The sequence below is a fragment of the Pseudomonas sp. P135 genome (genome assembly GCF_020312125.1).
GTDB lineage: Bacteria > Pseudomonadota > Gammaproteobacteria > Pseudomonadales > Pseudomonadaceae > Aquipseudomonas > Aquipseudomonas fragariae.
Genome location: NZ_JAGPYR010000004.1, coordinates 88845 through 111650 on the forward strand (window position 1 = coordinate 88845; position 22806 = coordinate 111650).

Annotated in this window: 16 protein-coding genes and 1 tRNA gene; 4 read left to right on the forward strand and 13 right to left on the reverse strand. The window is 57.8% G+C overall.

The genetic code is table 11. The features are described from left to right. Window positions 1-39 precede the first annotated feature (39 nt). The 4 genes from KBY08_RS07335 to KBY08_RS07350 all read right to left on the reverse strand — a co-directional run bounded on the left by KBY08_RS07335 (window position 40) and on the right by KBY08_RS07350 (window position 7317). On the reverse strand, window positions 40-2430 hold the full coding sequence (locus KBY08_RS07335) for a glycosyltransferase family 2 protein (RefSeq protein ID WP_111522459.1): 2391 nt from the start codon (window positions 2428-2430) through the stop codon (window positions 40-42). Next, window positions 2427-4874, reverse strand: a complete 2448-nt coding sequence (locus KBY08_RS07340) for a glycosyltransferase family 2 protein (protein WP_225651099.1) — start codon at window positions 4872-4874, stop codon at window positions 2427-2429. The genes KBY08_RS07335 and KBY08_RS07340 overlap by 4 nt, the downstream gene beginning before the upstream one ends. Window positions 4875-5020: 146 nt before the next feature. Beyond that, window positions 5021-6481 (reverse strand): DUF4214 domain-containing protein, encoded by a 1461-nt coding sequence (locus tag KBY08_RS07345; protein ID WP_103359616.1) that lies wholly within the window; start codon window positions 6479-6481, stop codon window positions 5021-5023. Between the two features lie 17 nt (window positions 6482-6498). Next, on the reverse strand, window positions 6499-7317 hold the full coding sequence (locus tag KBY08_RS07350) for a hypothetical protein (protein WP_162885025.1): 819 nt from the start codon (window positions 7315-7317) through the stop codon (window positions 6499-6501). Between the two features lie 791 nt (window positions 7318-8108). Here KBY08_RS07350 and KBY08_RS07355 point away from each other — a divergent pair. Genes KBY08_RS07355 through KBY08_RS07365 form a run of 3 tightly spaced genes read left to right on the forward strand, consistent with a single transcriptional unit; the run spans window position 8109 to window position 12605 of the window. Next, window positions 8109-9863 (forward strand): type I secretion system permease/ATPase, encoded by a 1755-nt coding sequence (locus tag KBY08_RS07355; RefSeq protein WP_111522462.1) that lies wholly within the window; start codon window positions 8109-8111, stop codon window positions 9861-9863. A gap of 13 nt (window positions 9864-9876) precedes the next feature. Further along, a complete protein-coding gene (locus KBY08_RS07360; protein WP_011266724.1) occupies window positions 9877-11199 on the forward strand; it encodes an HlyD family type I secretion periplasmic adaptor subunit in 1323 nt (440 codons plus the stop codon). Then, window positions 11196-12605 (forward strand): TolC family outer membrane protein, encoded by a 1410-nt coding sequence (locus KBY08_RS07365; protein ID WP_011266725.1) that lies wholly within the window; start codon window positions 11196-11198, stop codon window positions 12603-12605. The genes KBY08_RS07360 and KBY08_RS07365 overlap by 4 nt, the downstream gene beginning before the upstream one ends. A gap of 39 nt (window positions 12606-12644) precedes the next feature. Here the strand turns inward: KBY08_RS07365 and KBY08_RS07370 are convergent, their stop codons facing one another. Further along, window positions 12645-13793, reverse strand: coding sequence for a glycosyltransferase family 4 protein (locus KBY08_RS07370; RefSeq protein ID WP_111522463.1), 1149 nt, complete (start codon window positions 13791-13793; stop codon window positions 12645-12647). A 276-nt stretch (window positions 13794-14069) separates the two neighbouring features. On the opposite strand from KBY08_RS07370, the gene KBY08_RS07375 reads away from it, so the two are divergent. Then, a complete protein-coding gene (locus tag KBY08_RS07375) occupies window positions 14070-15488 on the forward strand; it encodes a mannose-1-phosphate guanylyltransferase/mannose-6-phosphate isomerase (RefSeq protein ID WP_225651100.1) in 1419 nt (472 codons plus the stop codon). A 404-nt stretch (window positions 15489-15892) separates the two neighbouring features. Here the strand turns inward: KBY08_RS07375 and ychF are convergent, their stop codons facing one another. The 8 genes from ychF to KBY08_RS07420 form a co-directional block, all read right to left on the reverse strand. After that, entirely contained in the window at window positions 15893-16993 is a 1101-nt protein-coding gene (gene ychF / locus KBY08_RS07385; RefSeq protein WP_003404927.1) for a redox-regulated ATPase YchF, read from the reverse strand. Window positions 16994-17014: 21 nt separating this feature from the next. After that, a complete protein-coding gene (gene pth, locus KBY08_RS07390) occupies window positions 17015-17599 on the reverse strand; it encodes an aminoacyl-tRNA hydrolase (protein ID WP_003317127.1) in 585 nt (194 codons plus the stop codon). A 164-nt stretch (window positions 17600-17763) separates the two neighbouring features. Then, a complete protein-coding gene (locus KBY08_RS07395; RefSeq protein ID WP_003317126.1) occupies window positions 17764-18378 on the reverse strand; it encodes a 50S ribosomal protein L25/general stress protein Ctc in 615 nt (204 codons plus the stop codon). Between the two features lie 124 nt (window positions 18379-18502). Then, complete coding sequence (locus KBY08_RS07400; RefSeq protein ID WP_003317125.1) at window positions 18503-19444, reverse strand: ribose-phosphate pyrophosphokinase; 942 nt, start codon at window positions 19442-19444, stop codon at window positions 18503-18505. Between the two features lie 45 nt (window positions 19445-19489). After that, a tRNA-Gln gene (locus tag KBY08_RS07405) sits at window positions 19490-19564 on the reverse strand. Window positions 19565-19601: 37 nt separating this feature from the next. Further along, a complete protein-coding gene (gene ispE / locus KBY08_RS07410; RefSeq protein WP_111522465.1) occupies window positions 19602-20450 on the reverse strand; it encodes a 4-(cytidine 5'-diphospho)-2-C-methyl-D-erythritol kinase in 849 nt (282 codons plus the stop codon). 2 nt (window positions 20451-20452) lie between these two features. Continuing rightward, window positions 20453-21070, reverse strand: coding sequence for a lipoprotein insertase outer membrane protein LolB (gene lolB, locus KBY08_RS07415; protein ID WP_003365627.1), 618 nt, complete (start codon window positions 21068-21070; stop codon window positions 20453-20455). A 4-nt stretch (window positions 21071-21074) separates the two neighbouring features. Further along, the gene (locus tag KBY08_RS07420; protein WP_111522466.1) at window positions 21075-22802 is read right to left on the reverse strand and encodes a tetratricopeptide repeat protein; all 1728 of its coding nucleotides are present in this window, start codon (window positions 22800-22802) and stop codon (window positions 21075-21077) included. Between the last annotated feature and the right edge of the window lie 4 nt (window positions 22803-22806).

Genomic DNA, 22806 nt, shown 5'->3' on the forward strand with positions numbered 1-22806 from the left:
TGAAGGCTAGGCTTGCAAATACTCATAAGATCTCTTGAGTTAAGTGCCTACGCGTCGCAACTGCCTATGTCTTGGCGGAATCGCCAATCCCCCATAAGGCCCACTCAAATAATCCAGACTCAGCGCCGGATGATAGTACGGATCGCTTTGACCTGATTGGGACCAGCGTTCGATAAAGCCTTGTTGTTCGCGTTGACCACGGGCTCGCTTTTCCGGAGTCAGGTCTTTGCCGCGACTGGCCGATTCAGCGTGAATGAGTTCGGCAACTGGCGTCCATATGATGTTCAAGCCTTGTTGTCGAATACGCAGGCACAGATCCACGTCATTGAAGGCCACCGGGAAAGCCTGTTCATCCAGGCCGTGCAAAACATTGAAGACTGATTTGCGCAACAGCAGGCATGCCGCCGTAACTGCGCTTTGGCGTCTGGTGATCTGATTCATGCCCAGGTAGCCGGGGTCGCGTTGTTCCAGGTGGTTGCCAGTGTGCGCGGCCAGTCCATTGACTCCTACCACCACGCCGCCGTGCTGCACCATGCGGTTGGGCCAAAGCAGTTTGGCTCCCACTGCGCCGACGTTCGGGCGCAGCAGCTGGCTGACCATTTCCTTTAACCAGTCGGCCGCTATGATTTCGATGTCGTTGTTGACCAGCCCGATCAGTTCACCGGAGGCGTGGGTGGCGGCGTAATTGTTGATGGCCGAGTAATTGAAAGGGTGAGGGTAGGGCAGAACCTTCACGCCGCGCTCAGACAGCTGTTGCAGATAAACCAGGGTTTGCGGGTCACTGGACTGGTTGTCGACAACGATGATTTCCAGGTCAGGATAATCAGTCGCGGTCAGCAGGCCTTCGATACAGGTGCGCAGCAACCCGAGTTGGTCGCGGGTTGGAACGATCAGGCTGACGCGCGGCAGGGTGGCCGGCAAGGGCCACTGCGTACGCAACAGCGCCGGGAATTCCGGTAACTGCGTGACGATGGCACCTGATGCAAGTCTCTCGCTCAGCCAGGCAATCGATTGCAGGCGTTGCGCAGAAGGTTCGGCTTGCTCCGGGCTGGCGGCTGCTAGATGGCTGCGGTGATAAAGCACGTGCGGCAAATGCGCGACGACGGCCTGGCTGGTCTCGGTGACCAAGGCGATGGCCGCGCTCAACTGGTGCCAATCAAGAGTTCGCTGGCCATCAGTGGCGGGTATCAGGGCCAGGGCCTTATCGATGATTGCAGTACTGAAGATCGCCCCTGGGGTGAAGATATCGGCCCCCATAAACAGGTCGATGTCCCATACCGGTTTCAACCACGGCAGGCTGCGCTCGCCTTGCGGACCATCGCGATCACAATCGGCATAACCCCACGCACAGCCATTGTCGAGCAGGGTACTCAAGTGTTCAAGTGCGTGCATTCCCAGATGATCGCCGGCCATCAGCGGGACCACTGCGTCGCAGCCTGCTTCAAGTAACTGCTTGAGTGCGGGCAGCAGGTCAGCGGCGTCTGCTTTGACCAACTGATGAGGCGCTGTTCGCTGGCTGTTCATGCTCGCGAGGCTGATGGCTTCGAGCGTGCTGTCGCCGTCACTGATCAACAGCAAACCGATCCTGCATTGCTGCAGTTGATCGTCTTTTGGCGCAGCAGGACGGAAGCGTTCAAACCACTCGGAGTAATGATGAAAGCCTGCGCTTTTCGGCAGGCGCATTGCCTGGTCCGCTGCAATCCGGGTCAGCAATGCCAGATTTTGCTCGGTGGGCGCGCGCTCATGCTGCTTGAGCAGACCTTCCAGCCCGTCGTGCCAGCAGCACAGGTTTATCGGGCTGCCGGATAGCGTATGGCCGAGATCATTTTCGATGTCCAGCGTATGTGGCTTGCCATCGGCCAGTTCCCAGGGCAGATCAAAACTGAAACCGTGATCGCTGGTGGCGCGATAGACCAGCGCCTGTTGATGAACATTGCACGTAGTTTGACCCAGTACCCGACTGCCTTCACGCACGGTGATGTGCACATGCCGCTGCGGTGCATCCGGGTCCCAAGACCAGCCGCCGAGCCGCAGGCCACCGCTGTGCCAGACCTGAGACGCGATGGGCGCCGGCTCTGCGCTGGGCGTGGTCGGTAATTGCAGGTCGCCCGCAAGCCAGCAGTCACTGTTGGCCACCCGGGCGCTGATGTGCTTTGCATTATCCAGCCAGCCTTGGCGTAGCTGTACACCAAAGCCATGGAATGGATCATCCGCACCGGCGCGGGGATGAAACTGGTCGGCCCGCACCAGTGAAACGCAGGCGCCGTCGACGTAGACCTCGACAACCAGGCGTTCATCCACGTGCAGGGTATCGAGCGCCCAGCCTTGCAGCACATCGCCATACAGGCCGGTGATGGCACCATTGAAGCGGGTATTGCCGGGGGGCTGAGCGGTCGGGTCGGAGTTAACCTGTGGGTGTTCTGAGATCATGTCCGACTCAATGAAGTAAGCAGTGTGTTGATCGGTAATGCTCCGGCTTCCTGGGCGAGCGGCCCTGGCATGGCGTACAGCGGCAGACCTAGTTCGACGGCCAGGTCCGCAGCGCGCCAGGATGCACCCGGGCTGCGCTCCAGGCTCAATGCGGCGGTGCATCCGGCAAGCAGAATGCAGTCGGCCTGGCTCAAGCCTTGCGCAATGGGCAATGCATGAATTGCGCCAGTGGCGAGCAAGGGTTTGACCCACGGGCCGTCCTCTGCAACGAGCAATACCAGAGATTGGTTTTCGTGTGTGATGCGTCTGCCCAGTTCCAGCCACTGTTTGGCAATGTCAGGGTCTGAAAGGCCGTCGGCAATCAGCAGGGTGGTTGGAACGGAATCGTTGTTCGACAGCGCCTGAGGGGCTGAGCGGATCAGAATATCGGCCTGGGGCAGAGCGGCGGCGTAACGCTCGCGCAGGGCATGCCACGGCAACTCGATGCTCTGCGCCTTTTGAGCGAAATGCGGCCAGTCGAATCGGCTGTCTGGCGTGAGCAACGCGTCATCGCGGCATACGATTCGGTAAGGTTTATCAAGTTGCTCGGCCAATGCGCAGAGCGCTGCAGGGCAATTGGCGAGGTTCTGATAGATCAGTTCGTCCAGTGGCAGGCTGCGCAGGTCGTGCAACAGTTGCTCAGTGTCGGCAGGCAGTTCGTAATCAAGGCTGAACGCCAGCGGCAGCACGTTGGCCTGCAGCGTTGCCTGCGCATGCTGGCCCTTGTTGCGCCAGGTGAGGCTTAAAGGCGCTTGCGACGCTGCGATGTTGGCGATATGCAGCTGCCGTAATGCCGGTGTCGACAACTGCTCGGCCAATTGCGCAAGGCGCGCGCGTTGCAGGGCCTGACGAGCGGGCCTGATGGGGTCGCGCAGGCAGAAGTTTTCATAGCGCGATGAAGCGTCAGGGTAGCGACGCTTGAGGATGGCGTTATTGTGCGCCACCCGCAGCGCCTTTTCGGCGCCGAACGAAATGCCGCCCTGATGCGCAACGAACACATTGGGCGCGCCCACATGACGCCAACCCAGGCCGCGCGCTCTCAGGCACCAGTCAGTTTCCTCACCATAGCCACGCAGCAGTTCGACTTCATCCAGATAACCCACACTGTCCAGAGCGCTGCGTTTGATGTACAGGCAAAAGCCGCAGCCGGTTTCAAGCTCCATGGCCGGACTGTCAGTCAGTCGCGCCAGATCGTCCAGGCGGGCCTGTTCTGCTGCGCTGGGCATCGGATGGCTGAAACGGCTTTCAGGAAAACTCATCAGCTCACCGTTATTGGTGAACGGGGTAACCGAGGCGATGGTTTCGTCGGCATAGGCAGTCGTACGCAGCCGGTCCAGCCAATCACCCTGCACACGGGTGTCGGCATTCAACCAGACCACATCCTGCTTCGGGCTCAAAGCCATCGCCCGGTTCATGCTGCGGATGAAGCCCAGGTTGATAGGGTTTTGTACCAGGGTAATCTTGCCTTTGCCTGCGAGAACCTTGAGGGCTTTACGCAGCGCGGGGACCGGCGTTGCGTCTTCGATCACCACCAGGCGATGAGGTGTGCGATTGCGTTTGCGCGCTTCCAGCGCACTGTTGATGCACTCGAGGGTTTCTTCCAGCCCGTCGTAAACAGGGATGAGTACATCCACCGGCTGCTTGTCGCCAACCTTCGACGCCGCGGGCGGAGCAATGAAAGTCGGCATTGCTGACAGCGGGCTGCCCAGCAGCGCAGTGCCGTTATCGAAGCGCACATGCACGGAAGGGGTGGCGTTGGGCACCTTGATGCGAATACCGCCGTGAGTCGCAGGCAATCCTGCCGCAGTCAGTAACGGGTGCGCGGCGCTGGCAACCATGCTGATCAAGTGACCGTTGGCTTCCAGTTGCAACGAAACAGGCGTCTGCACGTTGTGCACGTCGATTGCCCAGCCGTGGATCTCCTGCACATCAGGCAGGTAACGGACCACGCCGAGCGTGCCTGGCAATCCAGTCTGCGCAGCCAGCAGTTTGAGTACCAGGACAAGCTCGTTGGCAGCGGTAATATCAGGGAGGTGCGCCAGAACGATACGGCGCAAGTCTTCAGGTGTTTCCGACAGGCTGCGTGCCTGCCAGAGCATCATGCGTAGCGAAGCGTCGGCAGGCAGCTTTTGCCAGGCATTGCTCATGTAACGGTTGGCCAGTAACGGCTGACCCTGGGCAATGATGCTGCGCCCGAGCAGGGCGTGAATGTCCGCACGTAAAGGAAACGCGTGCGCGGCGTTGAGCAAATAAATAAAGGCAAGCTTTGGGTCTTGCGACAGGGCCTCGATACCTTTCCAGACCAGTGCTTCCGGACGGTATTCAGGGGTCTGCAGCGCACACTCGAGTGCCACAGCGGCAAGGTCGTGCTCATCGGCCTGGCGGAGGCGATGAAACATATCCATGAGCGTTTCTCGCCCACGGTCGAGGTGTATGGACATAAGCTGGCGTGTTCACTTTAAAAATAAAAGAGGGGCGACCCGAAAGTCGCCCCTTTTTGCATACGACCCGGCCTTGCGGCCGGGCGTATTTGTTACAACGACAGGGCTAGTTACACCGCGCCGTGCAGCACGATAACGTTGTCGTTATGTGCTACTGCTTCTGGAGAACCTACGATACCGATAGCAACATCAGCGTGGGTGCCGCCGTTGGCCAGTAAGTCGCTCCATGCAGCCTTACCGCCTGCATCAGCGGCGCGACCGGTAGCGGTCAGGTACAGATTGTTAATGAAATCGCTATCTGCCTTGGTTGCAGCTTCCTGCGAACCAGCGATGCCCTGAGCCACTTCAGCACGGCTGGTGCCGTTGAACAGTTGGGATACCCAATTGCTCAGACCACCCTGATCCTGATTGGCATCGCGACCCAGTGCTGCGGTGTACAGGTCACGGACGAAGTCGCCGTTCGACTGGTCGAGAGCTTGCGCTTCGGTGGAAACGGCGAGGCCTGCTGCAACGTCAGCCAGAGTGCCGCCGTTAGCTACCACTGCTTGCCAGTTGGCAAGTCCACCAGCGTCTGCCGCACGGCCCAGCAGTTCGGTGTACAAGCTACTGATAGGAGCCGCCGAGGAAGTATCTGCGAACTCGGAGGAGTTCAGGAAGCTATTGGCGATGTCGGTCAACGATGCACCGGAATTCGCCAGGCCAGCGAACGCTTGAGCGCCACCCAGATCTGCGTCACGACCCAGAATGCCTTCGAACATGCGCAGAGCTGTAGCTTCTGTATCGTTCTGTGCCAGAACAACAGTTTCAACAGCGCTGGTAGTAGTGTTGACGAAGGTCAGGAACTCAGCACCAGTAATCGATGCAGTTTGTGCGCCGGTCAGGTTGACGTTGAAGTTGTTGCCAGCGGTGAAGGTATAGTTAGAAACCGAACCGTCCAGCTGAACAACGTCGTAGCCTGCGCCTGCATTGACGACGTCTGCGTGGTTAACACCACTCAGAACGATGGTGTCGTTGCCGCTACCGGTGATGATGTTGTTGTTGCCCACGCCAGCGATAACAGTGTTGTTACCGTTGCCAGTGATGATGGTGTCGTTGCCGGCGCCAGCGTCGATGTAGTTATTCTGATTGCCATTGACGATGATTACGTCATCGCCCGTACCAGTGGTCAGCAGGAACTGAGTGGTAGCGGAGGCATCAGCCGAAACGGCAACACGAGCCTGCGACGAAACGTCGGCAGCAGCATCAGTAGCGATGGTCGGAGTGATGTTTACGTTCAGGTTAGCCTGGCTGTCCAGAATGATTGCCTTGGCAGCAGCTACTTCAGCAGTAACATTCAGGGTGACCAGATCGCCACGTACACCAGCGACAGTGCCGGTGATCACGTCAGTAGTGCCGGTTTGGCCGGTAGGAATCTGAAGAGCGCTTACGCCATCCCAGCTAGCCAGGTCTACGGTGGTTGCAGTGTTGAGAGCCAGAAGACTACTGATGGCAGCAGTGGTGCTGTCAGTCAGCGTGGTAGCCGACAGAAATGTGTTGAACTGAGTTGTAGTTACCGGGGAATCGTATTGCATGGGAAATTCCTGTTACTTCAGGCCATCTGGCCTGTGCTGCTAATTTTCTGCGTCAATGCAGAGTTTTCCCACGGAGACTTATAGCGGGCAGCGTTCATCTTCGTAGCGGGTGCGATGCAAATGTGTAACGCCACCAGGGGCTCTGTGCCTGTGGGGCCGTACATCATCTGGTTGGCGACAATGACCTGCGGTGCAGCGCCGCGAAAGACAAGGTGGCCAGACAATTCGTAAAAATGCTGATTGGGTCCGACCAGGCTGAAACCTGCTGAAACCAGAGACAAGGACTTGCCACGGGTACCGGTGAAGGCCCCCGTAGCGACATTTGGGCTTGGGCCGGAGCCTGCAACGGTCGAGGTATAAACCAGGTCCACGCCTGCCGGCCTGTCGCCCCACAGTATGGAGAACCCTTCAAGGCGCCGTGTGCCGTCAGGTTCGCCGGCCCAGCCTTCCGTAGACACCACATCACCTTCGCCTTGCAGATGCGCGACCAGTTTCAGCGCGACCGGCGTTAGAGTCGACGAGATCGCCGCGCTCGGTTCGGCAGTCGCAGCGATCGTGAAATTGCGCATGATGGCGGTGGAGGTGTCGATTCGGTCGATGCGCAAGTCGATAGGGTCGATGACTGCGTCGAACATATGGTATTCGGTGATCAGAACCGTGGTGATCCCGCCCTTGACGCGAGCAACGATGGTATCGCCAAGCCGGGTCAGCATGTTCTTGCTGACACCTTCGGCTGGAAAGAAATCGATGGAGCCTTTACCAAGGGGGGCTTGCTGCAGTGCGATGCACACAGGCTTGTCCGCGGGTGGCTGCGAGGCATAACGGAATATGTACATTCCTGGCTCGAGCAGCGTCACGCGAGAGCTGATCTTTAATCCATCAAGTTCTGGAGACTGCACCCAACAAGCTTCCTTCTTATCCTGAGCGGCTACACCTTCAATCCTGATAGAGGCCTGACAGTAAGCTGCTCGGGTACCGCTACATAGGGTTAATGGCCGTGTGCTAGCCAGACTGCGAGAGTAGTCCTTTGGTAGGAAAAGTCAATTTGAATAAGGTGAATTTTCGGCAGCTAATGTGGGGAATTTCTTACACTCATATTTCGCTCAAGAACGGCCCTGCTGGGGCGGTGGGTGGCCGAAAGCCATAGGCTTTTTATGGTTTGCCCACGTCCGGCCGGATTGATTCGGGATGTTTCTGTGCTGACGTGCAGGCTCACGTTCGTCCATGGGTAAAAAGTTGAAGTCAACAGGTGTTATCGTCCTACAATCCGCTGTAGTGGAAGTGTTTAATCGGTCAGATTTTAGCGGGACACGCCTAGCGGCCTCAGCCTTTTGCCCATGAAACTCTATCTAGACCATATCCCTAGCTTCTTACTGCACTCATGCGTATATGACAGTTTTTGCATTGCACACTTTTATTTGCACTGTAAGATCAAAAAATAAACGTTCAAAGTTTGTGCAAGTATCTGGCGCCGTGTGGGTGATGCGGACGAACCTTGACGTCCAGGAAACCTTCACTTGTATCTGGCTGCCTTTTGCGTATTTTGATGGCGCCTTAATGCTGCGTTGCTTCAAAAGCAGGTGCTACACTGCCGCGCGTTCACCGATCTCTCATCAGTACGGATTCTATGAGTCGTTCACACGAAAATAATTTGCAGTTGGCCCTCAAAGCTTGCAAAGGCAGCTTTATCTCAGTCGGTTTCTTCAGCCTGTTTGTAAACGCCTTGATGCTGGTCCCCACCCTATACATGATTCAGATATCCGGACGCGTGGTGCCCAGTAGCAGCGTCCCGACCTTGCTCATGCTGACCTTGATCCTGACCGTACTGATGATCACTATGGGGGCGCTGGAGTGGGTTCGTTCCCGAATCATGGTTCGTATCAGTAACAGGCTGGATGTCCTTCTAAGTCGTGACGTCTATCGAGCCAGTTTCAGGAAAGCGCTGAGAAGTGGCGGTATGGATGCGTCGGCACAATCGCTAAACGATCTTACTTCGTTGCGCCAATTCCTTACCGGCAATGGCCTTTTCGCATTTTTTGATGCTCCCTGGCTGCCCATTTATACCGCCGTGATGTTCCTGTTTCATCCATGGTTCGGATGGATGACGGTCGGTTCTGCAATCGTGCTGATAATACTTGCCTATCTGAACCACCGGTTCACTGGTAAGGCGTTGACCGAAGCCAATCAGCAGAGCATGGTTGCGAATCTGGTGACTACCAAAAACCTCCGTAACGCTGAAGTCATCGAGTCCATGGGGATGCTCGATACTCTAATGGCTCGTTGGGGTGTTCGTCAGCGCAGAGTCCTGGTGTTGCAGTCGGATGCCAGCGACAAGGGCGGTATTGTTACCTCCATCTCAAAGACCTTCAGAAACTGGGCGCAGTCAATCATGCTGGCGCTGGGGGCGTATTTGGTCATAACTCACCAAATGAATCCTGGCTTGATGATGGCAGGCTCATTGCTATTGGGACGCGCGCTTTCTCCGGTCGATCAGATTATCGGCACTTGGAAAGGTTTTGTGGCTGCGCGCGTTCAGTACACTCGCCTGAGTGAAACGCTTGAAAAGCTGCATAACGAACCGGATCGCATGGCTTTGCCTGATCCCGAAGGGCATATTCAGGTCGAAAACCTGGTAGTCACACCGCCGGGTGGCAAGAACCCGGTTATTCGCAACATCAGTTTCGTAACGCCGGCTGGCACCATTGTGGGTATTGTCGGGCCGAGCGCAGCAGGCAAATCGACCCTGGTGAGAGCCCTGTTGGGCATCTGGCCGGCACAACACGGTACGGTGCGTCTGGACGGTGCCGACATCAGTGCTTGGGATAAACAGAAGCTTGGTCCGCACTTGGGCTATCTGCCACAGGACATCGAACTGTTCGAGGGCAGCATCAGCGATAACATCGCTCGATTTGCCAAGGTTGACCCCGAGAAAGTCGTTCTGGCGGCGCGCACCGCAGGTGTGCATGAAATGATCCTGCAACTGCCCGACGGCTACGACACCGTGATCGGCAGTGATGGCGTCAACCTGTCTGGCGGACAGCGGCAACGCATCGGTCTGGCCAGAGCTATCTATGGCAGCCCGCGGTTGATTGTGCTGGATGAGCCCAACTCCAATCTCGATGAAGTCGGCGAGCGCGCTCTTAGCGTCGCCCTGCAACTGATTAAGGAGTCAGGGGCCACGGTGTTTATCGTTTCTCACCGTCCCAATATTCTGTCGCGGCTTGACCGGGTAATGGTCATGAGCGCCGGCACCATCACCCTGTACGGCGCGCGTGATCAGGTCATTGCCGAGCTGGCACAGCAACAGGCCAAAGCGCAGCAGGCTCAGCAACGGGTGGCTCCTGCAGTCACCGGTGTCGGCCCTGCGCAACCTGGCGCGTGAAAGGAATTCATGAATGAGCATTAAGACAATATCCACGCTCGACACGCACGCGGATGACATGCCCACCTCTGATCGCGGGATTCGCCGGATCGGTGTGACGATCGTACTGGTCACCTTCGGCCTGTTCGGTACCTGGGCAGCGCTGGCCCCATTGGATAATGCGGTGTACGGCTCGGGTCTGGTAATGGTGCAGAGTTATCGCAAGACGGTTCAACATCTTGAAGGCGGGATCGTCAAGGAACTGCTTGTCCGTGACGGGGACACCGTGCATAAGGGTGATCCGCTGATCGTATTGGACGACTCGCAGTTGCGCTCCCAATACGAGTCGACCCGTAATCAGCTGATTTCGACCCAGGCCAGGGAGGCACGACTGCGCGCCGAGCGCGACGAGCTGCCGTCGATTCCGCCACTGACCATCACTGGTACGGACAGTGTGCGGGCTAAAGAGGCCATAGCAGGTGAGCAACAGGTATTCAGCACCCGTAAAAACTCGCGCCTGACCGAGATATCGGTGCAACGTGAACGCATCGGGCAATTGAAGCAGCAGATCAGTGGTCTGCGAGACATGATCCGCACCAAGGTCAGCCTCGAAAAATCCTACAGCAGCGAAATCACTGAACTGAAGGATCTGCTGTCTCAGGGCTTTGTCGACAAGCAACGCTTGCTGGAGCAGGAGCGCAAGCTGGACATGCTCAAGTCCGAAGTGGCCGATCACGAGTCCACGATCACCAAGACTCAGCTACAGATCAGCGAGACTGAACTGCAGATCATTCAGTTGAACAAAAACTTCAGCTCTGACGTCGCGAAAGAACTAAGCGATGTACAGGCCAAGGTATTCGATTTGCAGGAGACCGCTAACGCGCTGCAGGACCGTCTGTCTCGCGTGGTCATTCGGGCTCCTGAGGACGGCATGGTACTGGACATGAAAGTTCATACCGTTGGCGGCGTAGTCAGCGCCGGTACGCCTTTGCTGGATATCGTGCCGGAATCTTCCGAGCTGGTCGTTGAGGCTCATGTGGCTATCACGGACATTGACCGGATTTCCATCGGCAAGCTGACAGACGTTCACTTCAGCGCCTTCAACAGTGCTACCACCCCTGTCATCGAGGGTGAGGTGACGCGTATCTCCGCTGACCGTTTGAAAGACGATGCCGGTGAGCCGTATTACCTGGTTCGGGTAAAACTGACCGAGAAAGGCATGAAGCGTCTTGGCGACCGCAAGTTGCAGCCGGGCATGCCCGCTGAAGTGCTGATCAATGCTGGTGAACGGACCATGCTTCAATACCTGTTGAAGCCGGCGTCCAATGTATTTATCAAATCGATGATCGAGGAATGACCGTGCTGCGCTTCGTTCCTGTGTTTCTTTCCCTCGGGTTGGCCAGCATTCAGGTCCATGCAGACCCCACGCAGCCCGCTGCACCCCAGGTGACCAGCGCTTCGGCATACTCCGTGGATCTGATGAAGCTGTATCGCGAGGCTCGTCTGGAAGACCCGCGCATGCTGTCTGCCTACCTGCGTGCACAGTCGGCAGTCGACAGCGAGCGCGATGCGTTCGGCGGGCTGTTGCCGCAAGTAACTGCGAACGGCAGTTACAACCGGATCCTGCGCAAGGACGACACGCAACGCGAGATCTATAACAACTCCAGCTATTCGCTCAACCTGACTCAGTACCTGTACAACAAGCAGGCTTGGGAAGCCTACCAGAAGGCCAAGAGCACGACGGAGCAGAAGGGGCATCAGGCCGAAGATGCCCAGGCTGAGGCCACGGTTGATCTGGCCAAACGGTACTTCCAGGCGCTGTCTGCCGACGATGAACTCGAGCTGATCATGGCCGAGCGCCGGGCGACGCAAAAGAGCCTGGATCGGGTCAGTGCGATGTACGACAAAAAGATGGCCGTGGTCACTGATCTGCTGGATCTGAAAGCGCGTGTCGATTTGCTGGCCGCGCAGGAGGTTGATGCCCGTAACCAGATCAGGCTCAGCCGTGCTGCACTCTCTGAAATTGTCGGTCGGCCGATCACCGAGCCTTTGAGCCGCATCAGAAACGACATTGCGCTGCAGGCGCCGTCCAAATCAATGGACACCTGGGTGGCCCAGGCCATCGATAGCAACCCGTTGCTCAAGGCGCGTGAAAGCAGCCTCGACGTTGCCAACGCAGCGGTACGTGAAGGCAAGGGCGGGCATTATCCGACCCTGACCTTCACCCTGGGTGCCCAGCAAAGTGACGTGGGCTACGACAACACCCTGTCACCGCGCAGCGACAGCTATGTGGCGACAATCGGGGTGCGCGTGCCGATTTACAGCGGTGGCTCGACCTCTGCGCGAGTGCGTGGGCTGTACAACGAGCAACTGGCTACCGAACAGGACGTGGAAAGCGTGCGCCGTCAGGTGGTCAAGGAAACCACCAACGCCTACCTGACGGCGTTTTCCAGTGTCGAGAAGATCCGCGCCAACAAGAACGCGCTGGCATCGGCAGAGCAATCGAGTATTGCGGCGCAGAAAGCCTTCTCCTATGGCGTTGTGAACGCGGTCGATGTGCTGACCAGCGTGCAGAACGAGTTCAAGGCGCGACGTGACCTGCTCAGGGCGCAGTACGACTTCATCACCAACCTGTTCATCCTCAATCGATGGGCAGGCCGTCCGCCACAGGAAAGTGTCGACAGCGTCAATGTCTGGCTGGGTGGTACCAATCCGGCAGTCGAGAAGGCTGCGGACTCGGCCTTGAAAAAGACGCCCCGATAGCACCTGCGGCGCGCTTCAGGCTTGTGCCCGGCGTCTCTTCTAGCGATGAGTCGCCAGCACCTTGCGGTAGATATCCAGCGTGCTCTGCGCACAGGCATCCCAACTGAAATGACGCGCACGCCCCAGCCCTGACTGAACCTTGCGCTCACGTTCTTCAGGCTGTTCCAGGACGGCGAGCATTGCAGTGCTGATGCTTTCTGCACTGTGCGGGTCGACAGCCCAGGCGGCATTGCCTGTCACTTCCGGCAGTGAAGAATTGTTGGACGCGATCAGCGGGCACTGGGCCGCGAACGCCTCGATGGCTGGCAGGCCGAACCCCTCGTACAGCGAAGCAAACACCAGCGCTCCGGCACTTTGCAGCAGCGCTAGCACCTTATTTTGTGGCAGATAACTCAGCCAGCGACCTTCGCCACGTTGCTGCAATGCCTCAAGCTGCGGGAGCAGTTCGTCGTTACTCCAGCCGTTGCGGCCGACAATCACCAGCGGATGCTCTTTGCGTACCAGTGCTGGCAGTTGCTGGAAGGCTTCAAGCACACGTTGCAGGTTCTTGCGGGGTTGCAGGGTGCCTACTACCAGAAAGAAGCCCGGTTTGAGGCCATACGTGTCCAGCACCCTGTTGCGCTCGGCGGCGCCGACGCGCTCGAAATACACAGGGTCCACGCCCAGGGGCGTGACGCTGATGCGCTCTGGCGCAATGCCCAGGTGGCTAATCATGTCCTGCTTGCTGTATTCGGAGATGGTGATGATGTGATCGGCACGTTTAATGCTGGTTGTGAACAGCCAGCTTTTCAGGCGCTTGAGGTCTTGCTTGATCCATTCCGGGTGTAATATCGGAATCATGTCCATGATCGTGGCCACGACAGGTACGCCTTTGATTCGTGGGACATGGTGATCCGTGGCATGGAACAGCTGAACGTCTTTGGCGATGCTTGCTGAGCTACCCAATGGCAGTTTTAGGACGCCACTGAGCACGGCATGAATACGGTAGTCGCTGGACAACTGTTGCGGTTGACCACAGGCCAGGACTGGTAGTTGCTTGCCGAAAGCGTAAGGTTTGACGTGGATATCGTCAGCCTGACTCAGCTTGGTCAGGCTGTGCCAAAGCGCTCTGGAATATATGCCGATACCGTCCAGATGCCCGGCACGTTCGCCTTTCGCCCAGACCGTACAACTCAAGCCTATATCCATGTTCTGTCGTTCTCAATGTCGATCAATTACATCACTTCTCAATGGTGTACCAAGGCAGCGTATTACGCTTGCGTGTGGCGGATATGCGGAATCGGGCGCGGAATCGGGCGCGAAGACTAACATGGGGCGGCTTGGCCCGCACGGGGTGGAGAGCAGTTGCGGCGACGGAGTTACTGAATGGTAGGCATATTGTAGTGGCCTTCATGTTGCATAGCAGCCAGAGCACCCGGATAATGGGCCTTTGCCACGCCTTCGTGGCCCAAGAATGGAGCGTCTATGTTCACCCCTGTAATCCTGGCTGGCGGTAGTGGTTCGCGGTTATGGCCTTTGTCGCGGCAGAGTTTCCCGAAGCAGTTTCTTGCCCTTGATGGCCAGGATCAGGGAACCATGTTTCAACGCACACTGGCTCGCCTGAAAGGCCTTGAGCACGCGCCTGCGGTTGTTGTGAGCAACGAAAATCACCGCTTTATCGTCGCCGAGCAGCTGCGTGTAGCGAAGATGGGTAGCCGTCGTGTCATCCTCGAGCCGCTCGCCCGCAACACTGCGCCGGCCATCGCTCTGGCTGCGCTTGAAGCAACGGCTGATGGAACTGACCCGATCCTGCTGGTACTGGCTGCCGACCATCATATTCATGATGAAGACGCTTTCCGACAAGCGGTAACGGTTGCTCAGGTGCACGCTGAGGCGGGTCGTCTGGTGACGTTCGGTATCACCCCGACTCACGCTGAAACCGGTTTTGGCTACATCCACTGTGGTGAATCCATTGCTCAGGGTGGCTTCGCGATCGAGGCGTTCAAGGAGAAGCCTTCGCCGGAAATGGCTGCCGAATACCTGTCCTCGGGTGCTTACCTGTGGAACAGCGGTATGTTCATGTTCCGTGCCTCGGTGTTCCTGGCTGAGCTGAAAAAGCATCGCTCCGACATCTTGTCTGCATGCCGCGTAGCCTTGGCTGACTCCGATGCCGACAGCTACTTCCTGCACGTCTCGTCCGAGAAGTTTGCCTTGTGCGCTGATGAGTCAGTGGACTACGCGGTCATGGAGCACACCGATCTCGGTCTGGTCGTACCTTTGGACGCAGGCTGGAACGATCTGGGCAGTTGGGCAGCGATCTGGGACGTGGGCCCGCACGACGAGAATGTCAATCGCCTGGAAGGCGACGTGATGGCCATCGACACGCGCAACTGCCTGGTGCAGTCGCACCATCGACTGGTGGCCACCGTCGGCGTCGAGGACCTGATCGTCATCGAAACCAAGGACGCCGTTCTGGTTGCCAACAAGCACAACAGCCAGCAGGTCAAGGACGTGGTCAAGCGTCTGCAGGCAGAAGAGCGCCCTGAGTTCGTCACTCATCCACTGGTCAATCGCCCGTGGGGCCACTACGACACGATCGACCTCGGCGAGCGTTATCAGGTCAAGCGCATCAGCGTACTGCCCGGCGAGTGCCTGTCGCTGCAGATGCACTACCACCGCGCCGAACACTGGATCGTTGTATCCGGTACCGCCAAAGTTATCTGCGACGATCAGGAACTGATCCTTTCCGAGAATCAGTCCACTTACATCCCGCTGGGCGTCAAGCACTCGCTGGCCAACCCCGGCAAGGTGCCGCTGGAGCTGATCGAAGTGCAGTCCGGCTCGTACCTGGGCGAAGACGACATCGTGCGCTTTGAAGACCGTTACGGGCGTCTGAAGAAGTAATCCGGCATCCGCTGCATGCTGGTCCGAACGCCCCGCAAACCTGTTTGCGGGGCGTTTTTCGTTAGGGAGGGCCGATTGTTCTGTTTGTGTGTTTGCCGCCTGAATTAGAGGCATCCTCGATACCAATCAATTCGATGAAGTTACCCGGAAACAGCATCAGGGATGTGACACCTCCCCAAGTGAGGTGCTGACCGGGGAGGGCGTGAACCTCATCTTGCGAGAGAGCAGCAATGACCTGGAGTGATGACGTACCCTGACCGAGGGATGATCGATAACCTAAGGAAGCTACGCGGTGGCTGTCATAGGAGCGCAGTTCCAAAACGACAAAACCGCGCCAGGGCGCGGTTTTATCGAGGTGTGCCGTTCGAAGTGTTTCAGGAAGCCCCTGAAACCGGATACTCAAATCAGACGTTAAACCGGAAATGCATCACATCACCGTCCTTGACGATGTATTCCTTGCCTTCCAGACGCCACTTGCCGGCTTCCTTGGCACCTGACTCACCCTTGAACTGGATGAAGTCGTCATACGCCACCACTTCGGCGCGGATGAAGCCTTTTTCGAAGTCGGTGTGGATCACGCCTGCGGCTTGTGGTGCGGTGGCACCGACGCGGACGGTCCAGGCGCGGACTTCTTCGACGCCAGCGGTGAAGTAGGTCTGCAGGTGGAGCATTTCGTAGCCAGCGCGGATCACGCGGTTCAGGCCGGGCTCTTCGAGGCCCAGGGCTTCGAGGAACATGTCCTTCTCTTCGCCGTCATCAAGCTCGGCGATTTCGGCTTCGATCTTGTTGCAGACCGGCACCAGCATTGCGCCTTCTTCTTCGGCGATGGCGCGGACCACGTCCAGCAGCGGGTTGTTCTCGAAGCCGTCTTCGGCGACGTTGGCGATGTACATGACCGGCTTGGTGGTCAGCAGGTGGAAGCCACGGATGGTGGCTTTCTCGTCGTTGCTCATGCTCTTCATCAGGCTGCGTGCAGGCTTGCCTTCGCTGAAGTGTGCAATCAACTGTTCCAGCAGGCCTTTCTGGACCACTGCGTCCTTGTCGCCGCCCTTGGCGTTGCGGGTGACCTTTTGCAGTTGCTTCTCGCAGCTGTCGAGGTCGGCGAAGATCAGTTCCAGATCGATGATCTCGATGTCGCGCTTGGGGTCGACGCTGTTGGAAACGTGAATCACGTTCTCGTCTTCAAAGCAGCGCACCACGTGAGCAATGGCATCGGTCTCGCGGATGTTGGCGAGAAACTTGTTGCCCAGGCCTTCGCCCTTCGAAGCGCCTGCCACGAGGCCGGCGATGTCGACGAACTCCATGGTGGTCGGCAGGATGCGTTTCGGGTTGACGATGGCAGCCAGGGCCGCCAGACGCGGGTCGGGCATCGGCACGATACCGCTGTTCGGCTCGATGGTGCAGAAGGGGAAGTTCTCGGCCGCGATACCAGATTTGGTCAGGGCGTTGAACAGGGTGGACTTGCCGACGTTAGGCAGGCCGACGATGCCGCAATTGAATCCCATGGTGTTTCCCCTCGAGTGATGTCAGGCCTTCTGGCTGTGCAGGTTTTTCATCGCCCGGTTCCATTCACCGGCGAAGATATCCGGCAGCACGCCGAGGGCAAAGTCGATACTGGCGTCCAGTTTTTCCTGTTCGGCGCGTGGCGCTCGACCCAGGACAAAGCCGGATACCTTGCTGGCATCGCCCGGGTGGCCAATGCCAAGCCGCAAGCGATGGAATGTGTTCTGGTTGCCGAGCTGCGCAATGATGTCGCGCAGCCCGTTATGACCGCCATGGCCGCCACCCACTTTGAGTTTGGCAACGCCCGGAGGCAGGTCCAGTTCGTCATGCGCCACCAGAATCGACTCGACCGGGATGCGATAAAAGCCCGCGAGTGCCGCGACAGCCTGGCCGCTGCGGTTCATGTAAGTGGTGGGAATCAGCAGACGAACATCCTGACCCTGGTGCGTGAAGCGCCCGGTCAGGCCAAAGAATTTGCGCTCGGGAACGAGGTTAACTCGTTGCGCCGCAGCAATACGCTCAACAAAAAAAGCCCCTGCGTTATGCCGGGTCTGTTCGTATTCGGCGCCTGGATTTCCCAAGCCCACGATCAGTTGTATGGCGGTCACGACAGGGGCTCTTCCTTTGGAGTTGAGGGTTGAACCGCTGACGACAGCGGCAATGTGGACGAAAACTGCTCATTTACCATGATGTAAACTCAGCGATCTCGCCCGCTTTGCCTGCTATCGCTCGCGATGTCTCCTGAGCAACTCCGACGTTACCAAGTAATGAATTACTCGGCAGCGCCTTCTTCAGCTTCACCTTCTTCTTCGTCTTTGACGATACGCGGTGCGTGGACGTTGGCGATTGCCAGGTCAGTACCGTGTGCCAAAGCGACGAACTCAACGCCTTTAGGGGCTTTCAGTTCGGACAGGTGAACGTTGTCACCTACTTCCAGCGCGCCCAGATCGACTTCGATGAACTCAGGCAGGTCTTTCGGCAGGCAGGTCACTTCCAGTTCAGTGGTAGTGTGCGAGATCTCGCCGCCTTTCTTGACCGGAGCTTCTTCGTTCAGGAAGTGGATCGGCACGATTGCGGTCAGCTTCTGGCCGGCAATAACGCGCACGAAGTCAGCGTGCATCACGTGGCCTTTGGCCGGGTGACGTTGCAGCGCCTTGATGATGACGTTTTGCTTCTTGCCACCAACGTTCAGCTCGATGATGTGGCTGTAGGCCGCATCGTTTTCCAGCAGTTTGGCAACTTCCTTGGCCAGCATGCTGATGGACTCGGGGGCTTTGTCGCCACCGTAGACGACAGCTGGAACCAGGCTAGCGAGACGACGCAGGCGGCGGCTCGCACCTTTCCCCAGGTCGGAACGCTGTTCTGCATTCAGGGTAAATTCGTTCATGTTGTATCTCCAAATTAACCACATCCACCGTTGCGTTTGCGACCAGCGCTCGGATGGTATGGGCAAAAAAGCCCCGCCCTGACCGGATGTCAGGGCGGGGCGCTTTTCGTCTGCGTGATGTCAGTTAACGGAACATCGCGCTGATCGATTCTTCGTTGCTGATGCGGCGAACCGCTTCGGCGACTACCGGGGCAATATCCAGTTGACGGATACGGCCACAGGCTTGAGCGGCGGCGGACAACGGGATGGTGTTGGTCACCACCAGTTCGTCCAGCACGGAATTTTCAATGTTTTCGATCGCCCGACCCGACAGCACAGGGTGTGTGCAGTAGGCGAAGACCTTGGCAGCACCATGCTCTTTCAGGGCCTTGGCCGCGTGGCACAGCGTGCCGGCGGTATCGACCATGTCATCGACCAGAATGCAGGTACGCCCTTCGACATCACCAATGATATGCATCACTTCGGAGTGATTGGCTTTCTCACGGCGTTTGTCGATGATACCGAGATCGACACCCAGGGATTTGGCGACAGCACGTGCACGCACGACACCGCCGATATCCGGGGAAACGATCATCAGGTTTTCAAAGCGCTGATCTTCGATGTCATCCACCAGAACGGGGGAGCCGTAGATGTTATCTACCGGAATGTCGAAGAAGCCCTGAATCTGGTCAGCATGCAGATCAACCGTGAGCACACGGTCGATTCCCACTACGGTCAGCATATCAGCGACAACTTTTGCGCTGATGGCAACACGTGCGGAGCGCGGACGGCGATCCTGGCGGGCATAACCAAAGTAGGGAATCACAGCAGTGATTCGGGACGCTGAGGAGCGACGGAAGGCATCAGCCATCACGACGAGTTCCATCAGGTTGTCGTTCGTGGGTGCGCAGGTCGGCTGAATGATAAAGACGTCTTTACCGCGGACGTTTTCATTAATCTCAGTGCTGATTTCGCCGTCGGAGAATTTTCCAACAGAAACATCACCCAGTGGGATATGCAGCTGACGTACTACACGCCGAGCGAGATCGGGGTTGGCATTCCCCGTAAAGACCATCATCTTGGACACGCGCAGTACCTAGAGGCTGAGGGTAACCTGGATGAGTATAGAAAATGGCAGGGGCGGCTGGATTCGAACCAACGCATGGCAGGATCAAAACCTGCTGCCTTACCGCTTGGCGACGCCCCTGTATTGAATCAATCGAGTGCCTGACACTCAATTCCTGCTACAGAATTTGCAGCTTGCGATGCAACATCGAGATGTTGCTTCCTTTCGCTACGAACCCCGTAAGGGTCTCTGTAAGAAGGGCCGAGACTTTATCAGCTTCAGCTTTGTTTGGGAAGGCCCCAAACACACAACTTCCAGTTCCGGTTAATTTTGCTTCGGTAAATTTACCTAACAAATTCAAAGCGTTACGTACTTCTGGGTAACGCCTCTCTACAACCGCCTTACAGTCATTTCGACTGTTTCCCTTGGGAACGGGGCGCACTTTAATGGGCGGCGTGTCGCGTGTCAACAACGGATCTGAAAAAATTTCTGCTGTACTTACAGATACTTGCGGGACGAGCACCAAATACCAGGGTTCTTCCGGGTCCACCGGGGTGAGAATTTCGCCGACGCCCTCAGCAAAAGCAGCATGTCCACGTACGAAAACCGGTACATCGGCGCCCAGTGTCAGCCCCAGTTGCGCCAGACGATCCTCATCCCAGCCGAGCTGCCATAAATGATTCAGGGCCAGCAGGGTGGTCGCTGCATCCGAGCTGCCGCCGCCGATACCGCCACCCATGGGCAGGCGTTTTTCCAGCCAGATGTCCATGCCCAGTGTGCAACCGGACTGTTGTTGCAGGGCACGGGCGGCTTTGACGATCAGGTTACTGTCATGCGGGACACCGGGAACGTCGGTCTGCAGGTGAATCTCGCCGTCCTCGCGAACGGCAAAACCCAGTTCGTCGCCGTAATCGAGAAACTGAAACAGCGTCTGCAGTTCGTGATAACCGTCAGGACGACGTCCGAGAATGTGCAGCATGAGATTGAGTTTTGCCGGGGCAGGCAAAACCAGTTGTGGCGTGCTCATGGTCATTGCCCCAGTTTGCGAGGCTGCCAGTCCTTGATGACCAGCGTGACATCCAGGTCCTGCCCGTGCAGCTTGACGCGTTCCGGCAGCCAATAGCCGTTCTGCTCGACGTAGCTGAGGTATTCCACCTGCCAGCCATCCTGTTCAAGGCTGGCCAGCCGGCTGTCGCCATCGAGTGTCACGTTGCTTTTGCTGTCCGGTGCCGGCAGACCGCGTACCCACCATACAAGGTGCGACACGGGCAGTTTCCAGCCCAGTTGATCCTGCAGCAGTGATTCTGGCGAGGTGGCTTCGTAGCGGCCCTGATTGGCAACTTCGAGCACCACGGCGCCGGGCCTGCCGGTCAGCCGCGCTGCACCACGACCGAGCGGGCCGGACAGGCGGATGTCGTAGTAATCCTGGCGCTGCAGCCAGAACAGGGTACCGCTGCCGGAGTCTTTCGGCGCGCGGATACCGACCTTGCCATTGATCTGCCAGCCATCGAGGCTGCTCAGTTGCTGTTTGTGCTCGCGCCATTGCGCGGGGTCACCCTTGCCCTGAACGGCTTCGCGGGAGGTGAGGCCGGCGCAGCCGGTGAGCAGGGCGATGAGGCTGAATACGATTACGTGGCGCAAAAACATAACGTCAAAGGGTCTCTGATCCGGTCAAGCGTCGCAATGTGCTGCGCAGGACGGTGCTGTCGGGTTGTTGTTCAAGGGCCTTGGCCCAGACTTTTTTGGCTTCGCGCTGCTCGCCCTTGGCCCAGAGTACTTCGCCCAGGTGGGCGGCCACTTCGTGGTCGGGGAAGCGTTCGAGTGCCTGACGCAGGTAGCGCTCGGCATCGTCCAGATTGCCCAGGCGGTAGTTCACCCAGCCAAGGCTGTCGAGCACTGCCGGATCGTCGGGACTGATCTTGTGGGCTTTTTCGATCAGGTCGCGTGCCTCGCTATAACGCGTCGTGCGATCGGAAAGGGTGTAGCCCAGCGCATTCAGCGCCATGGCGTTTTCCGGTTCGCGCTTGATGATGGTGCGCAGGTCTTTTTCCATCTGCGCCAGATCATTGCGTTTTTCAGCCAGCATGGCGCGGGTGTACAGCAGGTTGGCGTCGTCCGGGTATTGCTTGAGCGCCTGATTCAGCACCTGCCAGCCACGGTCCAGTTGATCATTGCTGGTCAGGGTTTCGGCTTCGATCAGGTACAGCTGGATTGCATAATCGGGCTCTTCGGCGCGCGCTTCGGACAGCCGTTTGGCGGCTTCGGCACCGTTACCGTTGCTGATCAGAATATCGGCCTGGCGCAATTGCGCCGCCAGGAAGTCCGGGCCGGGACCGACCTGAGCGTATTCGTTGAGCGCGCTTTGCGGGTCATCACGCTCTTCGTGGATGCGGCCCAGATTCAAATGCGCCGAATCGACATGCGCGCCACGGGCGATCAGCTCTTCCAGATAACCCGCGGCTTCGTCCCAGGCCTTGGCTTCAAGGCACACCAGGGCCAGCGAAAAGCGCAGCTCGTCGTCATCCGGATACTGCTGCAAGAGTGCGGAAAACTGCACTTTGGCGTCTTCCATGCGGTTCTGCTCGACGAGCATGCGCGCATAGGTCAGGCGCAGGCGCTTGTCGTCGGGGTATTTCTTGATGCTTTTTTCCAGCAGGGGCACCGCTTCCTTGCCTCGATTCATGCTTTGCAGCAGGCGGGCGTGCAGCAGGATCGGCGCGATTTCACCTTCTTTCGGCGGGTTGTCTTCAAGCAGTTTCAGCGATTGTTCGGAATCGCCGTTCTGCTGCAGCAACAGCGCCTTGCCGAAAATCAGCTGGCCGTTGTTCGGGTATTTGCCCAGCAGTCGGTCAAAGCTCTTGAGCAGACCATTGCGGGTGTCCGGATCTGTTTCGGCCGCCGACAGGGCCAGAAAATCGAAGTGCGTGTCGCCCTGGCCTTGCAGGACTCTCTCCATGTACACAAGGGAATCGTCGTAACGCCCGGCGCGCGCCAGTTGAATGGCGGCAGCTCGTTGCGCTTCAAGATTTCCCGGCGCGTTCCTCGCCCAGATCAGTGCGGTATCCAGCGCCGATTGATCGGCACCCATGTACTCAGCGATCTGATAAGCGCGCTCCGAGACCCCCGGATCCTGAGTCTTGATCGCCTGGGTCACATAGTTGTCCAGGGCGATGTCGAAGCGGTTGCGCTGGCCAGCCAGCTCCGCACTCAACAGGCTGACCAGGGTGTCCTGAGTGAACGAACCATAGACCTGCGGCTTGGCTTCAGGCGCGGGCGGGGCGTCCTTTTGAGCGGGCACAGGCTGTGACGAGGCGGGAGTCATGGACTGACAGCCACCCAGAAAGGCGAGAGCAAGGAACAACGCGGAGGATCTATTCATATAT